Annotated in this window: 26 protein-coding genes; 20 read left to right on the top strand and 6 right to left on the bottom strand. The window is 42.0% G+C overall.

The window, feature by feature from the left end:
* Positions 1-20: 20 nt before the first annotated feature.
* Positions 21-608 (bottom strand): YdcF family protein, encoded by a 588-nt coding sequence (locus tag CHA01nite_RS18305; protein WP_228458452.1) that lies wholly within the window; start codon positions 606-608, stop codon positions 21-23.
* Positions 589-2,136, bottom strand: a complete 1,548-nt coding sequence (locus CHA01nite_RS18300) for a S41 family peptidase (RefSeq protein WP_146944054.1) — start codon at positions 2,134-2,136, stop codon at positions 589-591. Before CHA01nite_RS18300 ends, CHA01nite_RS18305 begins: the two co-directional genes overlap by 20 nt.
* A 160-nt stretch (positions 2,137-2,296) precedes the next feature.
* Between CHA01nite_RS18300 and CHA01nite_RS18295 the strand changes: the two genes are divergently transcribed.
* Complete coding sequence (locus tag CHA01nite_RS18295; protein ID WP_146944052.1) at positions 2,297-3,394, top strand: MBL fold metallo-hydrolase; 1,098 nt, start codon at positions 2,297-2,299, stop codon at positions 3,392-3,394.
* A 1-nt stretch (position 3,395) separates the two neighbouring features.
* Here CHA01nite_RS18295 and CHA01nite_RS18290 read toward each other — a convergent pair whose 3' ends face one another.
* Positions 3,396-3,683 carry a GNAT family N-acetyltransferase gene (locus CHA01nite_RS18290; protein WP_146944050.1) on the bottom strand — a complete coding sequence of 96 codons (288 nt, stop codon included), beginning with the start codon at positions 3,681-3,683 and terminating at the stop codon, positions 3,396-3,398.
* A 660-nt stretch (positions 3,684-4,343) separates the two neighbouring features.
* Between CHA01nite_RS18290 and CHA01nite_RS18285 the strand changes: the two genes are divergently transcribed.
* The 4 genes from CHA01nite_RS18285 to CHA01nite_RS18270 all read left to right on the top strand — a co-directional run bounded on the left by CHA01nite_RS18285 (position 4,344) and on the right by CHA01nite_RS18270 (position 8,132).
* Positions 4,344-4,766 carry a hypothetical protein gene (locus tag CHA01nite_RS18285; protein WP_146944048.1) on the top strand — a complete coding sequence of 141 codons (423 nt, stop codon included), beginning with the start codon at positions 4,344-4,346 and terminating at the stop codon, positions 4,764-4,766.
* A 117-nt stretch (positions 4,767-4,883) separates the two neighbouring features.
* Positions 4,884-5,780 carry a helix-turn-helix domain-containing protein gene (locus CHA01nite_RS18280; protein ID WP_307726002.1) on the top strand — a complete coding sequence of 299 codons (897 nt, stop codon included), beginning with the start codon at positions 4,884-4,886 and terminating at the stop codon, positions 5,778-5,780.
* A gap of 88 nt (positions 5,781-5,868) precedes the next feature.
* The gene (locus tag CHA01nite_RS18275) at positions 5,869-6,870 is read left to right on the top strand and encodes an aldo/keto reductase (RefSeq protein WP_146944046.1); all 1,002 of its coding nucleotides are present in this window, start codon (positions 5,869-5,871) and stop codon (positions 6,868-6,870) included.
* A 71-nt stretch (positions 6,871-6,941) separates the two neighbouring features.
* On the top strand, positions 6,942-8,132 hold the full coding sequence (locus CHA01nite_RS18270; RefSeq protein ID WP_146944044.1) for an MFS transporter: 1,191 nt from the start codon (positions 6,942-6,944) through the stop codon (positions 8,130-8,132).
* Between the two features lie 853 nt (positions 8,133-8,985).
* Here CHA01nite_RS18270 and CHA01nite_RS18265 read toward each other — a convergent pair.
* The 3 genes from CHA01nite_RS18265 to CHA01nite_RS20965 all read right to left on the bottom strand — a co-directional run bounded on the left by CHA01nite_RS18265 (position 8,986) and on the right by CHA01nite_RS20965 (position 11,688).
* Positions 8,986-11,205 carry an NADP-dependent isocitrate dehydrogenase gene (locus CHA01nite_RS18265; RefSeq protein WP_146944042.1) on the bottom strand — a complete coding sequence of 740 codons (2,220 nt, stop codon included), beginning with the start codon at positions 11,203-11,205 and terminating at the stop codon, positions 8,986-8,988.
* Positions 11,206-11,330: 125 nt separating this feature from the next.
* Positions 11,331-11,591 (bottom strand): hypothetical protein, encoded by a 261-nt coding sequence (locus tag CHA01nite_RS18260; RefSeq protein ID WP_146944040.1) that lies wholly within the window; start codon positions 11,589-11,591, stop codon positions 11,331-11,333.
* The gene (locus CHA01nite_RS20965; protein WP_262712152.1) at positions 11,560-11,688 is read right to left on the bottom strand and encodes a hypothetical protein; all 129 of its coding nucleotides are present in this window, start codon (positions 11,686-11,688) and stop codon (positions 11,560-11,562) included. Before CHA01nite_RS20965 ends, CHA01nite_RS18260 begins: the two co-directional genes overlap by 32 nt.
* Before the next feature lie 242 nt (positions 11,689-11,930).
* On the opposite strand from CHA01nite_RS20965, the gene tpx reads away from it, so the two are divergent.
* The 15 genes from tpx (at position 11,931) to CHA01nite_RS18185 (ending at position 23,228) form a co-directional block, all read left to right on the top strand.
* A complete protein-coding gene (gene tpx, locus CHA01nite_RS18255; RefSeq protein WP_146944038.1) occupies positions 11,931-12,431 on the top strand; it encodes a thiol peroxidase in 501 nt (166 codons plus the stop codon).
* A gap of 775 nt (positions 12,432-13,206) precedes the next feature.
* Positions 13,207-14,418 carry a DUF763 domain-containing protein gene (locus CHA01nite_RS18250; RefSeq protein WP_146944088.1) on the top strand — a complete coding sequence of 404 codons (1,212 nt, stop codon included), beginning with the start codon at positions 13,207-13,209 and terminating at the stop codon, positions 14,416-14,418.
* A gap of 296 nt (positions 14,419-14,714) precedes the next feature.
* Complete coding sequence (locus CHA01nite_RS18245; RefSeq protein ID WP_146944036.1) at positions 14,715-15,305, top strand: Crp/Fnr family transcriptional regulator; 591 nt, start codon at positions 14,715-14,717, stop codon at positions 15,303-15,305.
* Between the two features lie 77 nt (positions 15,306-15,382).
* Positions 15,383-15,787: a VOC family protein gene (locus CHA01nite_RS18240; protein ID WP_146944034.1), complete on the top strand. Its 405-nt coding sequence runs from the start codon at positions 15,383-15,385 to the stop codon at positions 15,785-15,787.
* A 485-nt stretch (positions 15,788-16,272) separates the two neighbouring features.
* Entirely contained in the window at positions 16,273-16,704 is a 432-nt protein-coding gene (locus CHA01nite_RS18235; protein WP_146944032.1) for a VOC family protein, read from the top strand.
* Between the two features lie 77 nt (positions 16,705-16,781).
* Positions 16,782-17,195: an SRPBCC family protein gene (locus CHA01nite_RS18230; RefSeq protein WP_146944030.1), complete on the top strand. Its 414-nt coding sequence runs from the start codon at positions 16,782-16,784 to the stop codon at positions 17,193-17,195.
* Positions 17,196-17,211: 16 nt separating this feature from the next.
* Entirely contained in the window at positions 17,212-17,514 is a 303-nt protein-coding gene (locus tag CHA01nite_RS18225) for a helix-hairpin-helix domain-containing protein (RefSeq protein ID WP_146944028.1), read from the top strand.
* 202 nt (positions 17,515-17,716) lie between these two features.
* Positions 17,717-18,583 carry a VOC family protein gene (locus CHA01nite_RS18220; protein ID WP_146944026.1) on the top strand — a complete coding sequence of 289 codons (867 nt, stop codon included), beginning with the start codon at positions 17,717-17,719 and terminating at the stop codon, positions 18,581-18,583.
* Positions 18,584-18,661: 78 nt separating this feature from the next.
* Positions 18,662-19,495 (top strand): SDR family oxidoreductase, encoded by an 834-nt coding sequence (locus CHA01nite_RS18215; RefSeq protein WP_146944024.1) that lies wholly within the window; start codon positions 18,662-18,664, stop codon positions 19,493-19,495.
* Positions 19,496-19,532: 37 nt separating this feature from the next.
* Positions 19,533-19,961 carry an SRPBCC domain-containing protein gene (locus CHA01nite_RS18210; RefSeq protein ID WP_146944022.1) on the top strand — a complete coding sequence of 143 codons (429 nt, stop codon included), beginning with the start codon at positions 19,533-19,535 and terminating at the stop codon, positions 19,959-19,961.
* Between the two features lie 27 nt (positions 19,962-19,988).
* Positions 19,989-20,435: an SRPBCC family protein gene (locus CHA01nite_RS18205; protein ID WP_146944020.1), complete on the top strand. Its 447-nt coding sequence runs from the start codon at positions 19,989-19,991 to the stop codon at positions 20,433-20,435.
* A 492-nt stretch (positions 20,436-20,927) separates the two neighbouring features.
* The gene (locus tag CHA01nite_RS18200; protein ID WP_146944018.1) at positions 20,928-21,386 is read left to right on the top strand and encodes a DoxX family protein; all 459 of its coding nucleotides are present in this window, start codon (positions 20,928-20,930) and stop codon (positions 21,384-21,386) included.
* Positions 21,387-21,960: 574 nt separating this feature from the next.
* Positions 21,961-22,515: an RNA polymerase sigma factor gene (locus CHA01nite_RS18195; RefSeq protein ID WP_146944016.1), complete on the top strand. Its 555-nt coding sequence runs from the start codon at positions 21,961-21,963 to the stop codon at positions 22,513-22,515.
* 14 nt (positions 22,516-22,529) lie between these two features.
* Positions 22,530-22,871: a hypothetical protein gene (locus tag CHA01nite_RS18190; protein ID WP_146944014.1), complete on the top strand. Its 342-nt coding sequence runs from the start codon at positions 22,530-22,532 to the stop codon at positions 22,869-22,871.
* Positions 22,872-22,958: 87 nt separating this feature from the next.
* Complete coding sequence (locus tag CHA01nite_RS18185) at positions 22,959-23,228, top strand: hypothetical protein (RefSeq protein WP_146944013.1); 270 nt, start codon at positions 22,959-22,961, stop codon at positions 23,226-23,228.
* Positions 23,229-23,512: the final 284 nt, after the last annotated feature.

Raw genomic sequence — 23,512 nt, 5'->3', positions numbered from 1 at the left:
ACCAAAGGTCTGCCGGAACTTTATTGGGTATAATAAGCCGGAAATTCCCTGATTAAGGCATACAGATCCTTCCACTCAAAATAATCCGGGCTTACCGAACTTACTTCCTGAAACCCTTTTTCCCTGAACAGTTTTTTAGTCCGGGTAACATGAAAATATTGGGAAACAACAATCAGGCTGTTGAAGTGAAGCTCAGGTCTTAACCGCAGGGTATTTTCAACGGTTTTCCTGGTGTTGTCCCCTTGATTGTCTACCGTAATCGCTGAAGCAGGAATACCTTTTGAAACCAGGAATTCTTTCATTTCATCGCCTTCGTAAAAGCCTTCCTTTCCCAGTCCTCCGCTTACCAGGATCTTTCTTACCCGTTGATCCCTGTAGAGACTGATGCCGCTTTCCAGGCGTTTTTCCAGTCTGGTCGATAAGGTACCGTTGTCATTGACTTTATTTCCCAAAATGACGGCAAGGTCTGCCCGCTTTCCGTTATCAGAAATACCGTCTGCAATAATGTAGATGGAATGAGCGGCAAACCATAAGAAAAGCAGGGCCACAAAGATTTTAAAAAACCTGAAAAATTTTCTGTCCATAAAATCAATACTTCTGTTTCTCATTTTTTTCTTGATCAATTTCTTTCATCACCCAATCCATTTCGGGATCTTTTTGATCCAGGATATCCTGCATGGTTTCAGAAATTTTCACATCCGGCACAACACCTTTTTTAGTGCCGGTAAAATCGATATTGGGCTGTACCAGAAGCACGCCGATCGGTAAATCAATTTTTGAATTCGGGAGGGTCTGGTAGGAATAGAATCCGGCTACCGTTCCGTCATTGGCCCCGCCGGTTTCTTCACCGACAAGAACGGCTCTTTTATCGTTTTTCATTTTAGCCGTCAGGATCGAAGAGGCCGAAAAGCTGCTGCCGTTGATCAGCACGAAAATTTTCCCCGTAAAAACATCCTGCTTGGGTTTTGTTAGCTTGTCGGCTTTGTTTTTATAATAGTACCGGCCGTCTTTTTTATATGTGCTGAATGTCTGTCCGAAGAAAAAAGCAGGGTAGGCAAGGGTTTTTAAAACGTAAGGGAAAAAGCCGGACTTCCTGAAATAATTTGTTTTCAGGGGCGATGCGGCTGAGGCCACCTGTGAGGGTTTGATCAGCGTATAAGGTTCGGGGCTGAGGTACGAGTAGAGGTTGTTGATCTCCTGCAGGGAGCCGCCGTAATTGTTCCGGATATCGATAACGAGATAAGATGATCCCGCTTTTTTGATTTTACCGAAAGTTTCTTTGTAAAATTTAGCTGAATAATCGCCCGAAAAACTTTTTATCCTGATGTATGCAGTCGTGCTGTCCTGATCCAGAAATTTAAAACTTCTGTTATAAGAATCACTGAAAGCAATGTAGTCATTGATCTTTTTTTCTTCTGTTCTTTTCCTGTTTTCTTTTTCTTTTTTGAGGTCGTCTCCGGACTTTTCTTCGCGGGTCAGTTCGTAAGTTTTTTTTTGCCCCTTGTAAAGCGTTTCCAGGGTAGCGCGGTCCTGATATCCTTTTTCCGCTACATAGTAACCGAAAAATACATCTTTCAGATAGTACGGATGAAAAGTCGTATTGAAACCGTCACTGCTGATCAGCTTCCGGTATTTTCTGATGTAGTCCGAAACGGGAACACGGTCGATGGACAGGATTTCAGTACCCGGCTGTATATGCCGGATGGAATCTTTATTTTCAATGATGAACAGACGATCGCCGTCAATGTAGTAGCCGAAACGGCTGAACATACCTTTTTTACCCTCCAGATTTTTAATTTCTTTTTTCGTAATCATCTTTGAAGGGATCCTGAGCGAAAGATGGCCTTCGCGGATGCCTGCAATCACCGGTTGCAGCTTAAAGTAAAACTGAAGCGGGGTAAGCGGTTGGGTGAGGGTCTGCTTAAGGCTGTCGAATTTATGATCCAGTTCCTTTTCTGAAATATACCAATACAGCTGAGGATGGGTTTCCTTCAGTCTGGAATAGGCGAAATCTACATCCGCCTTCAGTTTTTCGGGAGGAATGCATACTTTTTGATGTTCATTATATTTCTTTACCGACACACAGGAAGTCAGGGAAAAGACAAGCAGAAAGATGAGATAATTTTTTAAATGCACGACAAACGATTTCCGGAAGCTAATTTAATAGTTTACAGCAATTAATAAATGCGGTTCGTTATAAATTTGCAGAATCCGGTTAAAAATTTTCATTAAAAATAAAGGTTTTTAGTTTTTGAATCGTCAAAAGACAATAAAGTTACCCCTATACCCATAAAAAATGACATACCTCATTATCGCAGCCCCCATCCTGATCGTTCTTCTGTATTTTGCTATTACCGGGCAGGAAGTTTTCGGCTCGGAAGCCAAAGGGGAGCGGCTGAAGAGGATACGGCAATCCCAACATTATAAAAACCATCAGTTTCAGAATCTCAGCGACACACCTTCCCTGGCGGAAGGATACTCTATGCCGAAAGTGATGTACGACTTCTTTTTCAAGAAGAAAAATCCGCTCCTGAAGCCTTTGAACAATATTCCGTCCATTCATACCGATCTGAAATCCTTTCCTAAGGATCAGGATGTTTTCATCTGGCTGGGACATTCTACGTATTACATCCAGACCGATGGGGTTTCCTTTCTGATCGATCCGGTTTTAAGCACCTACGGTTCGCCGTTCAAATTTTTCAACAAAGCTTTTACCGGAGCCGATATTTTTAAGCCGGAAGATATTCCTGCACTGGATTATCTGGTGATTACCCATGACCATTACGACCATCTGGACTATCCGACGGTAAAAGCGATTAAAGATAGAGTATCAAAAGTTATTCTTCCTCTGGGGGTCGGGGCACACCTGGAAAGATGGGGTTACCGTCCGGAACAGCTTATCGAGGAAGACTGGGGCGGTGAAGCGGTGCTGAAAAATAATCTCAGGATTATCTTTACGCCTGCCCGCCATTTTTCGGGACGGAAAGTAAAAAGGAATGTCACGCTTTGGACGTCCTATGTTCTGGAAACCCCGACCAGGAAACTGTTCTTAGGCGGAGACAGCGGCTATGATACCCATTTCAAAATGATCGGCGAAAAATACGGGCCTTTCGACTATGCCATTATTGAAAACGGGCAGTATAATGAGGCATGGAAATACATTCACGCCCTGCCGGAAGATGTGATTCAGGCCAGTATTGACGTAAATGCTAAAAATATCATTCCGGTTCACTCCTCAAAATTCGCTTTGGCTCTTCATGCGTGGAACGAACCGCTGCAGAAAGTAACGACTCTTGGAAAGGCAAAAAATCTTAACGTTCTCACGCCAATGATCGGTGAACCGTTAAATTTATCCGAATCCGATCATGCCTTTAAAACGTGGTGGGAAGATTGATTCAGGCATGCCAGATGTCTTTGTACCGGGCGGGATGATTTTCAAACTGCTGTCTTACGAAATCGCATTCCGGATCAATCATCAGGTCTTTTTCCTCGGCATAACGTACCAACTCGTCGAGGAGCATCTTCGCATAGCCTTTTCCTTCATGTTCTTCATCAAGCTTGGTGTAATAGACGATCAGTAACCGGCCGTCTATTTCGATAGACATATACCCAGCTTTTCTATCATCGATTAAGATCTGCAGTTCGTCCTGATAGGAAGCTATTTCAAATTTTATATTTTCCATACGATTAAGATTTTCGGTGAATAAAAAATGACTGTAAGCTTTTTTAAAATTACAAATTAAAATTGAAAAATTTTATATTTTTCATATACATTTTCATAAATAGTTGTATTGTTCGTAACATACTGGACACATGATATTCATTGTATTGAAAATATCTTTAGATCGTGTAAGATAAAAGCTAAAGCTTTTTAATGGATATGCCTGCGGCAGATTTCCGTAGATTTTCACAGATAATCCGGTAGCACCGGGTAGCCTCAGCTCCCTGGATTTTCATTAATTTAAAAGCGGAGCACGAAATATCTTGTATACCTGTTGGATGCAATCATTCAGCTCTTTAATCAGCAATGCCTTTTGCGAATGCTCTGTGATTAAATAATTACGGTAATATCTAAACCGGTGATCTACAGATTTTCGAAGATCATTAGGTTCATTCAATTAAATTATTAAGATTTCAGGCTTTACTTTCTGTGAGTTTCTTTCCGGCCTTTAATATTTTGATTGACAGCAATTTAATACCTTTAAAAATTCATACAGATGTGACTTTATTACTGGATGGCTACTTTTGGTTATTTTATTATGAAATTTTTAACAAATATTTGCATTGTTTAAAATAATATGGCATTTTAATTGAAAATACTAGAATATTTAAATTTGATGATTATGAAAAAGTTAATAGCAGCTATCATGTTAATCGGAACGTTCAGTCTTTCAAATGCACAAACTGATTATTACAATGATTACAGAAGAAGCATCACCGATGTTAACTGGCAGAGTGTTGTTTCCGATCTCGTTTTATCTTCTAACCAGGCAAACCAGATTTATGCCCTGAACGACCGCTACCGCGATTATGATACCTGGGACCGGGCTTATACCAACAATCCGGACCGCTGGAGAACCGACCGGTACGGTGAGTTGGAAAGAATTATGGGCCGCGAGAAATATATGAAGTTCAGGAACAAGTATTATAAAGGGCAGAATCCTGTAGCAGTATATAACCGTAATAAAAACAATGATAAACGCTACAAGCACATGGACAAAAAAATGAAGATGCATAAAGGCAAACACGGAAACGGGCATCACTAAAAGGAATATTTGATATAAGCGCAAACAGAAAAACGGCTGGTTCGGAAGACCGGCCGTTTTTTATTTCGGTTTTTCCGGAATTTATATTTTTATTCTGTTTGAATTTTATAATTTTGGATGATGGAATCCAATGAAACGATAAAAGGTTTTTACCAGCGTGTCGGCCTGGAGTGTGTGAAAACGCCGGGAGTAGGGCATTTCAATGTTTTTTCCCGGGATAGCTGTTCGCTGGTGACGCCGTACAGCCGAAGGGATTATTATAAAATCTCGATGATCATCGGCAAAGGAAAGCTGCATTATGCAGATAAATGGATCTACGTCGACCGCCCTGCGCTGCTTTTTTCCAATCCTCTGATTCCTTATTCCTGGGAAGCGGAGGACAGTGATCAGAAAGGGTTTTTCTGTCTTTTTACGGATCAGTTTGTTCATGAGGGCCACCGTCTGGGAAATCTTCAGGATTCACAGCTCTTTAAAATCGGCGGGACTCCTGTTTTCTTTATTAATGAAGAGCAGCAGCATACCGTTTCGGATCTTTTCATGAAGATGATGGCCGAAATCCAGTCGGATTACCTGCACAAATACGATATGCTCCGGGCTTATCTGCATCTGCTGATCCACGAAACGATGAAAATGCATCCGGCGGAAACCTTTGAGCCTTATCAGAATGCTTCCCAGAGAATTGCCTCCCTGTTTATGGAACTGCTGGAAAGGCAGTTCCCGATCGACAGTCCGGAAAGATTTTTAAAGCTGAAAAGCCCCGTGGATTATGCGGATAGTCTTTTCATTCACGTCAATTCGCTGAACCGTTCCGTAAAAGAGATCACCGGGAAAACCACCAGCCAGCAGATTACGGCAAGGATTATTCATGAAGCCCGGGCACTGCTGAAGCATACCGACTGGAGCGTTTCCGAAATTGCTTACGGACTGGGTTTCGAAGAACCCGCCTATTTTACCAATTATTTTAAGAAACATACCGGAATGACGCCGAATGCTATCAGAACAGCGGTTGTTTGAATTTTATAATTCTTTGTTTGAAATCTATATTGGAATTGATTGGCGGCTGTTCTAATTTTGTACTATCAATTTAAAATCACAGGCAATTATGAAATTCAGAACTTTAGGAAACACAGGAAAACAATTGTCAGCTATCGGGTTAGGCTGTATGGGGATGAGCTTTGCATACGGACCTACGGATGAGCAGGAAAGTATTAAGACATTACATCACGCACTGGATTCAGGCGTTAATTTCTGGGATACGGCGGATATGTATGCCAACGGAGAAAACGAAAAGCTGATTGCAAAGGTACTGGTTCCGAACCGTGACAAGATCTTTATCGCTACCAAATTCGGATTCAGATTCAAAGACGGGAAGGCGGGACACAGCGGAGCCCCGGGAACTTATTTCGACGGTTCACCGGAATGGATCAGAAAGGCGGTTGACTTCAGTCTGCAAAGGCTGAACATCGATGAGATCGACCTGTACTACGCCCACCGGGTAGACCCGAATATTCCGGTTGAAGAAACAGTCGGTGCAATGGCAGACCTGGTGAAGGCCGGAAAAGTAAAATATCTGGGATTGTCGGAAGCTTCCGCAGAATCTATCCGCAAAGCGAATAAAATCCATCCGATTACCGCATTGCAGTCCGAATATTCTTTACTGACCCGGGATGTCGAACAGCAGATCTTACCGACCGTCAGGGAATTGGGGATTACGTTGGTTCCTTATTCTCCGTTGGCAAGAGGCCTGTTCTCGAATATCAACGAAGCTCAGAATTTCGGAGATGAAGATTTCAGGAAATCACTGCCGCGTTATCAGGAAGAATACCTGGAAAACAACAGGAATCTGGCGAAGGAAATCAACGAATTTGCTGCTTCAAAAGGAGTAAAAGGAACACAGCTGGCCCTGGCCTGGGTGCTGAATCAGGGCGACGACATCATTCCGATTCCGGGAACCAAGCGCATTCCGTATCTGGAAGAGAATATGGCAGCTACGGATATTGAACTTTCCCCATCCGATCTGGAAACCATCGATGCCATCCTGAAAAAATATCCGAACGTAGGAGAACGGTACAGCGAAGGTTCTATGAAATTAGTGAATAATTAAAATAAAAACATCCTTGGTTCCCGGAACGTTTTCCGGGAGTCAGGAGTTCAAGAAAATTTTCAGCAGCAGCAATGGTTACCCTTAAAGAGAAAAATAAATTCATCGCGACAATCCTCGCTTTTGCCGTGATTCCGATGTCCGGGCTTGCAACGGACATTTACCTGCCTTCCATGCCGAGTATGGCTACAGAACTTCATCAGCCGGAAAGCAATATCCAGCTTACTTTATCAATTTTCCTGATCAGTTACGGACTGACGCAGTTTTTTGCAGGGAGCATTGTCGATTCATTCGGAAGGTACCGGATTTCGATGGTCTCACTGGTTTTATTTGTTGCATCTTTCCTGATTACGGCAACTACCCAGAATATTTTCGTCATCTATGCGATGCGGGTTTTGCAGGGTGTTTTATCAGGCTTTGCCGTGGTCGCCAAAAGGGCTTTTTTCGTGGATGTGTACGAAGGGGAGGAGCGGAAGCATTACCTGAGTATCATGACGATCGTCTGGTCGGTAGGACCGATCATCGCCCCTTTCATCGGAGGCTATCTGCAGAAAAATTTCGGATGGCAGTCGAATTTTTATGTGCTGGCCGGTTATAGCCTGTTGCTTTTGATTTTGGAACTTGTTTTTTCAGGCGAAACATTGAAAAAGCGGAATCCGTTCCGTTTTGAATTCCTGATCAAAGAATACAGTTCCATGTTTAAAGCCAGGGATTTTTTCTACGGAATGATCATGTGCGGACTGAGCTATTCGATGATTATGTTTTTCAATCTGTGCGGATCCTTTATTATTGAGCATAAGATGGGGTATTCCGAAGTGGTGGCAGGCTATGTCTCCCTGATCCTGGGATTTGCCTGGATGACGGGCGGATTTTTGGGAAAGGCGCTTATTAACAGAGCTTTTCTGCCTAAAATCCGCAATGCGAACCTGATCCAGTTGTTGCTCATCGTTATCATGTTTGCGGCCTCTTATTTCTCCAACAACATTTACAGCCTGGTAGGATTTGCTTTTATGATCCATGTTACGGCCGGATTTATTTTCAATAATTATTTCTCGTACTGCATCGGGAGATTCCCGGATTCTGCCGGAATTGCCGGCGGCCTTACCGGTGGAGTGGCTTTTATCATTACATCCGCCATCAGCTATGGCATTGTTGCGGTAATCCGGCCCCAGATCCAGCTGCAGGTAGCGGAAGGGTATTTTGTTCTGGGATTGTTAGGCCTGTTTATCTTAAGCATGATTAAATGGAGAAAGGCCCATGCTTAATAATCATTTTTATTCATGATCCATCTTTCAAATCTGATTATTTAAATTTTCTATATCCTATTTCAATAATAAATCCTCCTAGGACGGGAGGATTTATTGCTGCATAAGTAATTGAGAAGTTGATATCTGTTTTTTAGAGACGGATGCGATTTGTTTTTACTTTAAATATAATGTGAATTCGGCTGTATTCAACTTAAAATTAGATATTTAGTTAATTCAAAATATTCCTCGTAGGATAAATCAATGATTGATACTTCCGATAGGATTTTATCCTGTCCTGTAATAAGCCGTCCTTTTAGGGCTTTAAGACCATACAAATCAGACCTTGGTTTGAGGCTATTTATTCAGGGCTAAATAAGAATTTCCTCTGATAGAATGACAAAATGTTTTGTCTGATCATCAAGACCTTCATGATATTTTTGACGGGAAAGACTTCCTGCATCCGGCTTCCCTCTTCCAGCCTGCTGACTCCGGTACTTCTTTGAGTTCACGTTAAATAGAGAAGCTGTTATTTCCGGATCCGGACTGGATCTCCAGTATGATGTTTACATTTTATTGGAAATTATAGATTCAACTCAGTCAGTAACAGCTTAGTATTGTAATGTGATGGCTGAGCGGAATCGAAGCCATGCATGATTTTTTTCGTCCCTGTTGTCTGATATTACGTTGATGTTCCTTTGGAAATTACTGATAAAATAGGACGTATAATTGGATATAAATATTTATAAAGTATAATTTAAGCCAGTGGTCTGGACATATTTTCAGAAAAGGCATTTCAAATAAAAACGTCCACAGAAATAAAACAAAAAAGCCCCTTTTAAAAAGGAGCTTTCATTTATATCAGAACGGAAATTCAGATTCCGTCGATGATTTCATTTAAAACGGTACTTGGCCTCATGGCTTCATACGTTTTGTAGGTATCAGGTTTAAAATAACCGTTGATTTCCTGAGGTTTGCCCTGGGCACCGATCAGTTCGGCATTGATTACCTCTTCGTTTTCCTGCATGGCCTGGGCAACCGGAGCAAACTGAGCGGCCAGTTCCGCATCAGCGGTTTGATTAGCCAGGGCTTCTGCCCAATACATCGCCAGGTAGAAGTGGGAACCTCTGTTGTCGATCTGTCCGACTTTTCTTGCCGGAGATTTATCGGTTGCCAGGAATTTAGCATTCGCTTCGTCTAAAGCATCAGCCAGAACCTGAGCTTTTGTATTGTTCTGGGTTTGTGCCAGGTGTTCCAGGGAAGCCTGTAAAGCCAGGAATTCGCCCAAAGAATCCCATCTTAAATAGCCTTCTTCGATAAACTGTTCAACGTGTTTCGGAGCAGAACCTCCGGCACCGGTTTCAAACAGACCTCCGCCGTTCATCAATGGAACAATGGAAAGCATTTTCGCTGAAGTTCCCAGTTCCAGGATCGGGAAAAGGTCGGTCAGGTAATCTCTCAGTACATTTCCGGAAACGGAAATCGTATCTTTTCCTTCTCTTGCTCTTCTCAGCGTTTCGGTCATGGCATCTTTTACGTCAAGGATCTTGATGTCCAGTCCGTCGGTATCATGATCTGCTAAATATTTTTCAACTTTTTTGATGATCTCCCTGTCGTGGGCTCTTCCTTTATCCAGCCAGAAAATAGCAGGGGTATCGGATAATCTTGAACGGTTTACCGCCAGTTTTACCCAATCCTGGATCGGTGCATCTTTGGTCTGGCACATTCTGAAGATGTCTCCTTTTTCCACTTTCTGGGAAAGAAGGACATTTCCGTTTTCGTCCTGAACTTCAATTATTCCCTCGGCAGAAGCCTGGAATGTTTTGTCGTGGGAACCGTATTCCTCCGCTTTCTGAGCCATTAAACCGACATTCGGCACAGAACCCATTGTCGTAGGATCCAGTTTCCCGTGTGCTTTCATATCATCGATTACCGACTGGTAGAAGCCTGCATAAGAACGGTCCGGAATGATACAAACCGTATCTTCCTCTTTTCCTTCGGTGTTCCACATTTTTCCTCCGCCTCTTACCAAAGCAGCCATTGATGCGTCTACAATGATATCGGATGGAACGTGGAAATTGGTAATCCCTTTATCGGAATTCACCATCGCCACTCGAGGTCCGTTCACCAAAGCCGCTTCGATGTCCCCTTTGATGTTGGCTTCCTGTGCATTTCCTTTGATTTTTTCAAAAAGATCGGCCAGTCCGTTATTCGGATTGATGTCTAAAGCTTTGAAGGTCTCCGCATATTTGGTAAAAACCTCTTTAAAAAACGTTTCTACGATCGCCCCGAAAATAATAGGATCGGAAATTTTCATCATCGTCGCTTTCAGGTGAGCGGAAAGAAGAACGTTTCTGTTTTTTGCTTCGTCGATTGCCTGTTGGACAAAAGCTTTCAACGAATTTAAATTCATTACCGAAGAGTCGATTACTTCTCCGGCTTGCAGGCCTGCGAAATCTTTTAACAAAGTTTCAGCACCGTCAGTTCCTTTGAAAACGATTTTATATTTTGTAGCATTCTCAAGAGTAGTGGATGTTTCTGTTCCGTAGAAATCCCCGTTTTCCATGTGAGCTACGTCGGTTTTGCTGTCGGAAGACCAGTCACCCATTCGGTGAGGGTTTGTTTTAGCGTAGTTTTTAACGGCTTTCGGAGCACGTCTGTCAGAATTTCCTTCCCTTAATACCGGATTTACGGCACTTCCCAATACTTTGGCGTATTTGGCCTTAATCAGCTTTTCATTTTCATTTTTAGGTTCCGCCGGATAATCCGGAACGGCAAATCCTTTTGCCTGCAATTCGGCAATCGCTGCATCCAATTGAGGGGCAGATGCCGAAATATTGGGTAACTTAATAATATTAGCGTCAGGTTGGGTGGCCAGTTGCCCCAGTTCAGCCAAAGCATCCCCGATTTTCTGATCATCTTTCAGGAACTCCGGGAAATTAGCCAGGATTCTTCCGGCAAGAGAAATATCCGGAACCGCGATCTCAATGTCTGCTGATTTGGTAAAAGCTTTTACAATCGGTAAAAACGAGTGTGTAGCCAACATCGGAGCCTCATCCGTAAGGGTGTAATAGATTTTTGATTTGTCTGACATTATACTGTAATTTATTATTTGATTTTTTTAAGACACACAAATTTAGTAATTATGATTGTTTATTTGGATATTTTGCATAAAAAAAGAGGCAGGTGCCTCTCTTTTAGTCTATGATAGATCAAATTTTATTTTGCTGTGGAAATACTTCCTTTTATTGTTGATGAAAATGTAGCGGTATTTGTCCAGCCTCCTGAATTGTTTGTAGGATTAAAGTGATAGCCATAGGCTTCATTATTAGAATAGACTACAATACCTCCGCCGGATGCAGTTCCTTCTTTTACCGGAGAAGAAAAGGTCACATAGCTGCTCGACCGGCTTCCGGCATTGGTTTCGTTAGGATTTAGATAATAAGCCTTAAATTTCTTCCACCGGATGGGTAAAACCATTGTCAGAAACCGCCTTGGAATTGATGCTCCCGATCGCAGACTGTGCACAACTGAACAGCGGAACTCCAAACAGCAGTAAAGTAATTTTCTTTTTCATGGTTAAACAATTTTTCACGTCTGCGAATAGGGAGAATTTACCATTAAGCAAAAGGATTGTTTGTTTTTAAGTTTGGTTATTTTTAATTGAGAATTTATTGACAATAGCTTTAATAATTCTTCAGTCAGGGCTCAATATTAATTAATAAACAAATCCCGTTTGGTCCGGCTATATAATTTGAGAAACATGAAATTTTCTTTTGTATTTTAACTACATTTGAAAAACATTTTAATAATAAATTTATGGCAACAACAATTACTTTAAAAGGAAACGAAGTACATACTATAGGAACGCTTCCCACAGTAGGATCTACCATCAGGGATTTCGCTTTGGTAGATTCCGGACTGAACGTAAAGACCCTTGAAAATTTTGAAGGCAAAAAGAAAATCTTCAATATTTTTCCGAGTGTGGATACCCCGGTATGTGCAGCTTCAGCAAGAACGTTTAACGAAAAAGTATCTGCTCTGGATAATACCGTAGTCATCAATGTTTCCAAAGACCTTCCTTTTGCACTGGGAAGATTCTGTGCGGCCGAAGGACTGGACAATGTGGAAACCCTTTCAGATTTCAGAGGCAGTTTCGGTGACGATTATGAAGTAACCATCGCAGATTCCGTATTCCAGGGGCTTCTGAGCCGTGCCGTTATCGTAGCGGATGAAAACAACAAAGTGGTCTACACGGAGCAGGTTTCCGAAATAGCAGACGAACCTGATTATGAAGCGGCATTAGCTGCTGTAAAATAAACAGAACAATAGAGTTTTAAGTCCCTGTGAATGATTTTACAGGGCTTTCTTACGCTTTATATCTAATATTAAGGTTAAATTTTAAACCAAGGATCACAGGAATTTGCACGGATAGAAGTGTGGCTTCGGCTCCGCTCAGCCACCGGAATGGCCGGGTCAATTTGAAACCACAGATTGACACGAATTTGCCAGATGATTGCGCCTATCCTAAAAATCTTTGATTTTTATTCTGATGTGTTCTTCTTGTTTTCAAAGCTGGTCTTTCCTTTTTTCTAATGTGTTTACACTTAAATGCAGCTTCAGCTCCTTTCAGTCAACGGATGACCGTTCTTTGAATAACGTAAATTCGGCTACACCAATGTCATATTCAGGTGTTTATTTAATTCAAAAATAAATTAAGGCTGATTTACTCAGGATTAGGAATAGAATTCCTCTGAGTACAATGAATAAAGGGTTCATGCTTCTGACAGATTTTATCCTATCCTTATAATAAGCCATCTCTCCGGGATTTTAAAATAATATAAATCGACCATTATTTAAGGCTGTTTATTCAGGATTAAACAGGAATTTCCTCTTATACAATGTCAAAATATTTAGTTTGATTATCAAGACCTTCATTAGATTTTTGACAGGAGAGACTTCCTGCATCCGGCTTCCCTCTTCCAGCCTGTTAATTCCGGTCCTTCTTCGGGTTCACCTCAAATAAAAAAGTATCAAACCTGGAATAGTGATTCAGAACAATAATAATTACAGAGATTCCCCTTACCTTTACGGGATGAAACGTTCCGGAACTGCAGATTTACCGCTTCACTATGGCAAAGTACCGCCGTGGCTGTATGAGCGCATGTCGATACTCGGGCTTTCCATTGTTGAAGTGATTTTGATGGATTACGGCAAGGATGAAGTACTACGCCGGCTGGCAAATCCTTTCTGGTTCCAGAGTTTCGGTGCGGTTATGGGAATGGACTGGCATTCTTCCGGGATCACGACTTCCGTAATGGGAGCCCTGAAGCGTTCCATTAATCCGAATTCGCAGTCTCTGGGGCTGTATATCTGTGGCGGAAAAGGGAAATTTTCCCGCGAAACGCCTTCCGAGCTGCTTCAGATTGCCGAGAAAACCGGACTGGACGGAAACCAACTCATCAGGGCCAGCAAGCTTTCCGCAAAGGTGGATAACACGGCGATTCAGGATGGTTACCAGTTGTACCTGCACAACTTTATTCTATCGGATAATGGAAACTGGAGCGTGGTGCAGCAGGGCATGCACGAGTCCGACGGCACCGCCAGGCGTTACCACTGGCATTCTGAAAACATTACTTCTTTTGTGGAGGAGCCGCATACCGGAATCAACGGGATCCCGAGAGGAAGAATCCTGAATTTAACCGATGCCGAAGCTTCGGATAACCGCAGAGGCATCCTGGAAATTTCCCATACCGATTCGGCGGAAATCATGAATGATTTTTCAAGACTTATTCTTCCGAACCATCATGACGTGCAGGCATCGGATGTAGATCTGAAGCGTCTGGGTGCGCTTTTGTACGTTACCCGTGAGCAGCAGCCTCAAAATTTTGAAGATCTGCTGATGCTGAAAGGGGTGGGGCCGCGTACCATGCAGTCGCTGGCTTTGGTAAGTGAAATCATTCACGGAGCCCCTTCAAGATTCAAGGATCCGGCAAGGTTTTCCTTTGCGCACGGCGGTAAAGACGGCCATCCTTTTCCGGTGCCCACAAAAGTGTACGATGAAAGCCTGCAGATCATCCGGTCGGGAATCGAAAAATCCAGATTGGGGAATTCTGACAAATTAAAAACTTTAAACAAGCTTCATCAGATCATTGAAGCTACGGAAAAAGATTTTACCCCGGATTTCGATATCCGGGAAGTAATTGAAGAAGAGCGGCAGAACTCATGGCGATTCGGCGGAAAGACTGTCTTCGGGGATGCACAGAAACCGTCACCTCCGAAACCTATTCAGTTATCCCTGTTTTAAGGTCATGTTCAGTCACCTGTGGGAAATGTTTTTTAACAATAAGCATTTTAAGATAATGGGAAGGGCTAAAATTAAGAATCAACAAGTGGATTCTGTTAAGGTAATTAAGAATGTTTTTAATGCCGAAAACTAAGCCCGAGCGTATCCTGAGATTGAAATCAAAATAAATATGTGTAATCTGCGTGAGATTATTGATCCTGAATTTATATCCGTCAGTTCTATTTTTATCCCCGGCATAAAAAACTGCCGGCATATCAAAATAAAATTTTATTTTTAAATCCTGAAACCATTGACCGATGAGCAATACCTCCCTGGAAATCTGCTACGATTTTCCGTTTTTTCTGAAGGAAGAACTTTATGAAATATTCCAAGCCCATAAAAAAGTAAGTTTCCATAAAGGAGACATTATTTTGCAGGAAGGAAAAACTGCTAATGAGTATTATATCCTTGAAAAAGGGCTGGCCCGTTCATTCGTCACGGATTTCAACGGCAATGAGGTTACCACTCATTTTTTTGCCGACAATGAAATCGTGATCGAGGTTTCGTCACTGTTCCAGAGAATTCCGACGCAGGAGAACATCGTCTGCATTACCGACTGTACATGCTGGAAGCTCAGTTTCGACGAGTTCCAGGAGCTTTTTCATAAGATTCCGAACCTGAGGGAATGGGGCAGGGCATGGATGTCCCAGCAGCTTTTTGCTTACAAGCAGCGTTCGGTGGAGATGTTTACCCTTTCCGCAACCCGGCGCTACCTGAACCTTCTGGAGCAGAAACCCCAGGTGGTCCGGTGGGCACCGCTGAAGCAGATTGCCTCTTACCTCGGCGTAACCGATACTTCTTTAAGCCGCATCCGCAAAGAGCTGGTTTCACATCCCGGAAAACACTAAATCTTGTCTTATGGCAAGCAGGCTTTCAGGACAATACGGTAATTTTGGTTAAAAGTTCTAACCTTAAAAATTATTTTATGAAAGCCAATCAGATCTACGTAAGCCTTCCCGTAAAAGATATCGAGCAGACCAAAACCTTCTGGACCAATATCGGTTTTTCCGTAAATGAGAAGATTACCGATGAGAAAGCGGTATGTATCGTTATGAGCGACAATATCTTCGTGATGTTCATTACCGAAGATTATTTTCAGACTTTTTCCGAACGGCCGGTACCGAATGGTGATACCACGCAGGTCCTGGTATCACTGGCCATGAACAGCCGTGAAGAGGTGGACCGGATCGTTGATGCAGCAGTGGAAAACGGAGCGTACCAGCACGAAGAACCGCAGGATTACGGCTGGATGTATCAGAACTCCTTCTGGGATATCAACGGACATGGCTGGAATATTACTTTCGCCGATCCTTCCCAAATGCCTGAATAGTCAAACACCGGAATAAGCGATCAACCAATCTTTTTTCTGGGTGAAAAAGCTGCGAAGATCTGAAGAATTCATGCCTCGCATTCAATCTCATGTAATTTTTACTATAAAAGAAACAAAAGATTTTAACAGGACTTTAAAAGTTGAATGCTTTAACAAAATAAGTTCAGGAAAGTTTTAAAAATCAAAGCTTTTTAAATAAGCGCAGTTATCTCTGAGAATAGATGGTTTAAATCCACTGCACTTATTTGCTCGTTATTATGGTGGCTGAGATTCTCGCAGCCACATTATCATCTGTAAAAATCTGTGCGAACCTGTGGTTTAAATGCAATTGCGCTTATGTGATTGTAATCCCGGTGGCTGAGCAGAGTCGAAGCCAGGCCATTATTTAGAAATCTGGCTCAAATCTACATCAACAATACGGTCTGCCTCATCTCAACATCCGGATCAAGCATGATCACCTTCCATTTAACAAAAAATAAAAACTTATGGCTAAATTAAATTCTTACTTAAATTTTAACGGACAGGCAGAAGAAGCCTTAACCTTTTACAAATCGGTTTTCGGCGGCGAATTTGTGGGCGAAATCTACCGGATGGGAAATGCGCCCGGTACCGAACACCTGTCCGAAGACGAAAAGAACCGGGTAATGCATATTGCCCTTCCGGTCGGAAATGACCTTTTGATGGCTTCCGATATTGTCCCAAGCTTCGGACAGACCCTTACGGTCGGAAACAGCAACTATATTTCGGTTTTTACGGAATCCAGGGAAGAGGCCGACCGGCTTTTTAAAGGACTTTCCGAGGGTGGAGATATCGAAATGCCGATCGAAGACCAGTTCTGGGGCGATTATTTCGGAAGTTTCCGGGATAAATATGGTACGCATTGGATGGTGAACTACAATGAAGAATATGCAGAATAGTCCTATCTTTAAACTTTATTATACCGGTAGGCAGCTGATGAAGTTGCCCTTTTTACCTCATGACAAAATAACAAGCTATGGAACCCATCAAAATAGACATTACCCTCTTGGCGCCCGTTACAAAGGCCTGGGAATACTACAACGGCCCGGAACACATTGTTCAATGGAACTATGCCCATGAAACCTGGCACTGTCCCGTCGCCGAGAATGATCTTCGTGTGGACGGAACTTTCAAAACCAGGATGGAAGCCAGAGACGGCAGTTTCGGTTTCGATTTCCAAGGGACGTATGACGAAATCATTCCCAACAAAAAGATCAAGTACCATCTGGAAGACGGCAGGCAGGTTGAAATCCTTTTTCATGAAATCGACGCGACGACAACAAATGTAGAAATTACTTTTGATCCGGAAAAACAGAACCCGGTAGAAATGCAGCGGGAAGGATGGTACGCTATTCTGAATAATTTCCATAAATACGTGGAAAACCATTAACTCTTTTTTCAGGATCATGATCAATCTGGTGATAATGGCAGGATGCCTGAAATCGGTCTGTATCGATAGTGCGGTCCCCAAAGGAAATTTTCTGCAGGGAATTATAGCGGTGCCGGCAAGAAGAGCGCTGGAGAAAGAGAAGATTGATTCCCTGGAAAAACTGTCGGGCTACTCCGAAAAGGAAATCAGGCAGATGCATGGTTTCGGAAAGGTTAATATGAAAAAACTGAAAATCCATATGAAAGAGAATCACTTTTCATTCAAAGAAAGAATGCCTGATTTTACGGAGCATCAGGAAAAAAGCAGAAACTATGTGTAAGAAAGTTTTAAACACATAAGACAAAAGAAGGAGAGGCCTGCTTTCAAAACAAGACGAACACATCAGATTAAAAATCTCTGCAAGTCTAAAGGTCAATCTGTGGTTTAAATCCAGGCGCACTGATCAGAACGTGATCCCGGTAGCTGAGTGAGCAGAAGCTACGTCAATCTATGAATTAATAAAAACTAAAATTAAATTAAAAATGAACAACGATATTTTCCCTTGCCTTTGGTATGATGGTGATGCCGGAGAGTCTGCCGGGTATTACTGTCAGGTTTTTAACGGTAAAATTACGGCAGATACCCCGATGGTGATGAATATTGACCTTTTCGGCCAGAAACTGATGCTCCTCAACGGCGGCCCGCATTTCAAAAAGAATGCTTCGGTATCTTTTATGATCATCTGCGAAACGGAAGATGAGGTTCAGCAATACTGGGATCAGCTTTCGGACGAGGGCAGGATCCTGATGCCGCTGGATTCCTATTCGTGGAGCAGAAAATACGGCTGGGTGCAGGACCGTTACGGCGTAACCTGGCAGATTTTCCTGGGGGATCGATCCGGAGACCAGAAAGTGGTTCCGACCCTTATGTTCATTCATGGAAACAATGGAAAAGCCATGCAGGCCATGGAATTGTATACCCGTACTTTTCCTGATTCTAAAATCGGAAATATTCTGAAATACGGGCAGGGCAGCGAAGGCCATCCCACACCTGAACCGGCAGAAAACATTCAGCATGCGCATTTTGAAATAGATGGCTACCGCCTGTATTGTATGGATAATTCTTATGACCATGCTTTTGATTTCAACGAAGGAATTTCCATGGTCGTGATGACGGATACGCAGGAACAAACCGATACGTATTGGAATGCCTTAACCGCTGATGGCGGCAGGGCAGGTATGTGCGGCTGGCTCAAAGACCCGTTCGGCTTCAGCTGGCAGATTGTTCCGAAAAGACTCATTCAGCTGATGAGCGATTCCGATTCGGAAAAAGCACAGAAAGTTGCCCGGGCCATGATGACGATGCAGAAGATCGTGATTGAAGATCTGGAGAAGGCCTGTCATTCGTAAGTTTCATCTGTAAGGTACCATAGTTTTTTCTCCTTCGGCTTGTGGTTTGATGTTTAATTCACCACAAAATATTTGAATATGAAAACACAGAACCAATCAGATTCTAAATCAGAGGTGCCTGAAGAAGGGCTTTATCCGGAAATCATCCGTGAAAACTATAGAGGAAGCGACAAGCTTAAGGGCAAAAAAGCACTGATCTCCGGAGGTGACAGCGGTATCGGTCAGGCCGTTGCCGTTCATTATGCCCGGGAAGGTGCCGATGTGGCCATTATTTATAAGGAAAGCGACGATGATGCAAAAGAAACCCAAAGGCTGGTAGAAAAGGAAGGGAAAAATTGTCTTCTGCTGAAAGGCGATCTTTCAGATAAAAGTTTCCGTAAAGAATGCATTGATGAAATTAAAAAGGAATGGAAGTCGCTGGATATTTTGGTTAACAATGCCGGAATCCAGTATCCAAAAGACGATATTGAGAATATTTCCGATGAGCAGATCCACAAGACGTTCGATACCAATATTATTTCCATGATTTCTTTTACCAGGGACTGCCTGAAGATGATGGGCAGCGGCTCACGGGTTATCTGTACGACTTCCGTAACCGCCTATCGCGGCAGCGACCATCTGATCGATTATTCATCTACCAAAGGGGCAATTGCCACTTTTATCCGGTCCCTTGCCACCAATATTGCAGAAAAGAATATCCTGGTGAACGGAGTAGCGCCGGGTCCGATCTGGACGCCTCTGGTCAAGGAAACCTTTGATGATGTTTCGGATTTCGGAAAAGACAATCCGATGAAAAGGGCGGGGCAGCCTTCAGAAGTCGCTCCGGCATACGTATTCCTGGCTTCGCAGGACTCCAGTTTTATCACCGGTGAAATCATCCATATTAATGGCGGGGATTTTGTAGGCGGATAGAGATATACACAGAAATTAACAGCTAGTTTATAAATTTATGGAAAAATTACATTTTGATGTTCAGATTAAGGCTGAGGCAATAAAGGTGTGGAGTGTGTTGTGGGATGATTTTTCGTTCAGGCAGTGGACCTCCGCCCTTACGGAAGGGTCCTTTTATCAGGGCAATTTGCAGGAAGGGGCTATCATTAAATTCCTTGATCCCAAAAATAACGGGATGTACAGCAAAATTACAAAGCTGGTTCCTAATGAGGAAATCATATTTCAGCATCTTGGGGAAATCTATGAAGGGGTTGAAACACCGCGGGACCTGGGAGAAGCTACTGAACGGTATGTATTGACTGAAGATGAAAATATTACCCATTTGGAAGTGGAGATTCAGACTGCCGAAGAATTGAAATCCTTTTTTGAAGAAAAATTCCCGGATGCCCTTTCCAATGTGAAGCATCTTTCAGAGAACCAGTTATAAAATATTAACCAATCCTAATTAAAAAATATGGAAACCCTATCGTATGAAATCGTAATCGATGCCCCGAAACAGAAAGTCTGGGACGTGTTATGGAATGAAAAAACCTATAGTAAATGGACACAGTTTTTCAGTCCGGGAAGCAGAATGAAATCAGACTGGAAAGTAGGCGGAAAAACCTATTTCGTCAATGCCGAAGGAGCGGGCATGGTCTCGACAATCGATACGTTGGAGGAGCCTGATCAGATCATTTTCAAGCATTTGGGAATGGTGGACAAAGACGGTCATGAAGATACCGAAAGCATGGAAGTCAAGCAATGGAGCGGATGCTTTGAAAAATACATCCTCATTGATTATGACGGCAAAACCAAACTCCACGCTGAGGTTCAGACTGAAAAAGAATGGGAGGATATGATGAATACCGGGTTTACAAAAGGACTGGTAGTGGTGAAGAACCTTGCGGAAAATACATTATAATTTTACACATATTTACACGGATTCTCATAGATATTATATTTATTGAGATGTAAAATTTGTGAGAGTCTTTGTCAATTTATGGGTTATGTTTAACTGTTTTATTTAACCATAAAAAATTGAAAAGAGAAAAGTATGCTGTAAAGCTGATTATCAGATTCCGGATAGCTCACCAAAGTTTAAAAAATCAGAGATTTTAAAATAAGCGCCATCATCTGTGAAAATCCGTGCTATCTGCGGGAGATTTTTACTCTCTGTGGTTTTAAAAATCTTTGATTTTTAATCTCATGTGTTCTAAAATATACGCCATTTAGAAAATTCTTTCTTTATGACTTATGTGTTAAAACAAGCAATCACCTTTACTTATCAATTTTAGATTAAGCCATTTGTAAGAACAATTATGACTCAAATACCTTCTCCTTCATGATAGGTATGAAAACTGTTTTGTTTTGCTTAATTTCGGTACCGCACATCCTATTGTGTAACTAAATAAATATGAAACTGTTAACGATTCTCTTCGCCACTTTTATTTTAGGATTATTGGGTACCAGAATTTTTCAGGGAGACTGGAATTTTTTGTTTTCCGGAAATCTCGGGATGGCGGCTTTCATCATCTTTACCGGACTGGCCCATTTTAAGTTCCAAAAAGGCATGGCGATGATGATGCCTGAATTTATTCCTGGTAAAATGTTCTGGGTCTATTTTACCGGAGTACTGGAAATTGCCGCAGGAATCGGACTGATGGTTCCTTCCCTCCGTGAGCTGACGGCGGTCCTGCTCATTATTTTCTACGTATTGGTTTTCATTGCCAACATTAATTCATCCCGGAAAAACATCAATATTTTCAAAGCCGATTATTCAGGACCGGGAATGGCGTATCTGTATAAAGAAAGAATTCCGATGCAGGTCATCCTCATGGTATGGACCTGGTATTTCGGAATTTATCTGAATTAATTGAGAAATAATTTATTTCAATCCAATGTAAGCATGGACCGTTTATTCGTTCTACCAGGATGAGTAGTTCCAAAATCCCGCCTGAATCATTCTAATTTTTATTTTTGAGTTAAATAATCGACTGAATATGATATCAATGCGGTCGAATTCACGTTAAAATACAAGAAAGAATTCTGAAAGTTTAGCCGGTTCATTTATTATTTTATGGTAATCTAAATGAGAATCTTTTCATTCCGCTCTCTAATACTCTGTCTTAGATCCAAAGGGATAGACAAAAAGAGTGTTGGAAGGTCTATATCTGAAGTACTTAAATTTCTGATAATTAGCGGTGTAAAAATCCGCCTCCCTTGAAGGGGTACCAGAAATTCACAGATTTTTGAAGGACTGGTTTATCAGGTCAGAGATTAAAGTGGTAATTGTAAGATCAGACAGATCGTTTAATCTTAAATAATAGCTCCTCCAACCTCCATTCCCAAAAGAAAGTCTTGGTTTTCCGAAAAATATTTTAAATTTATTAAAGTAAAACAAAATTTCCAACCGTCATAGCAATATGGAGGTTGCCGAAAACATAACAATGCCACAGAAGGAGAAAGATAATGTCATCTCACAGACCGTTTCAAAATACGGAGGGAAGCTGATGTCTTACATCCGTCCCAAGGTCAAAAATACAGAAGATGCCGAAGACATCCTGCAGGAAGTGTGGTACCAGTTCAGCAGCCTCACCAATCTTTCCGAGATTGTCAATGTCGGCGGATGGCTGTACCGGGTGACGGCCAATAAAATCACCGACAAGTACCGCAAGAAGAAAACCGAGAACCTGGAGGATTTCGTGTATGAAGATGAAGACGGGGATTTTTCCATCAAAGACATCCTGCTGATGGATGACAGTGCCGGACCGGAAATAAAAATGTTTCAGGATGAAATCTGGAAAAAGCTGTTTGAAGCCCTTGACGAACTTCCTGAAAAGCAGCGGTTGGTCTACGTGGAGAATGAACTCAACGACAAGACCCTCCAGGAGATTGCGGACGAGCACGGCGAAAACATCAAAACCATCATCAGCCGTAAAAACTATGCGGTGAAGCATCTGAGGAACCGGTTGAGGAAATTATACGAAGATTTAAACAGTTAGTAAAACAAAAGATTATGAATCATAGACATAAAAAGGGATGGATTTTTTTAATACTCTGTCCGCCGCTGATTTTTTTAGGCGTTACCTGGATCGTGATGGCCCTCTGGAATTGCCTGCTGCCTGAAATTTTAGGCGTAAAGAGCATCAGCTACTGGCAGGCGATGGGAATCCTGATCCTTTGCAAGATCCTTTTCGGCGGGTTCCATTTCGGAAAAGGAATGCGGGATTTCAAGGAACGGAAAATGCGGGAAAAGATGATGAACTTGTCCCCTGAAGAACGGGAAAAATTCAAGGAAGTCTGGAGAAACCGTTGTGAAAGCGGCTTTTTCAGCAGGAATAAAAGAAACAGCGAATAAACGGAATTTTAAAGAAGTAGTAAAGTAAAGTCCGGACGTATTCGTCTTTATAAAAAAAAGAAGTAGTAAAATTTAAAATTTAAGAAAATGAAAAATTCAGTAACAAAAGGGATTCTTGGAGCCTTAGCCGTAGCAGGCATCGCGATGGTTGCCAAAAAAGCCATTCAGAGAAAAAGATTCGTCAAAGGTATTTTTGAGGAATACGGAATCAAGGAAAAGTCGCCGTTCGGGCTCGCCGATAGAATCCGTGAAATGAACGACGAGGAATACCATGACCTGAAAGGAAAATTCAAAAAAGAATTCGCTTCAAGATGCTTCAACAAAAGGTCTGAAAAAGAACCGCTTGCCGAGGCATAACATCAAACAGCTCAATTGAAATTGTTGGGTTGGGTCTGGAAACATTTGTTTTCTGAACCCAACCTTTTTTATGATCGCCTGGCTACTGTATTTACTTAACACATAAGTCACAGAAGATTTTTCAGATAGACTGAAAATATTTTTAGAGCACATCAGAAAAAAAATCAAAGATTTTTTAAACGTATAGTTTAGAAATGTTTTCAAAGCACTTATTTAATCTTAACATCTTCCACATTAAAAAGAATTTCCTCACTTTGCATACTATATCGCTATCATTTGCTGAG

Source organism: Chryseobacterium hagamense (assembly GCF_007991455.1).
Classification (GTDB): domain Bacteria; phylum Bacteroidota; class Bacteroidia; order Flavobacteriales; family Weeksellaceae; genus Chryseobacterium; species Chryseobacterium hagamense.
This window is presented reverse-complemented; position numbering and strand designations above follow the sequence as displayed.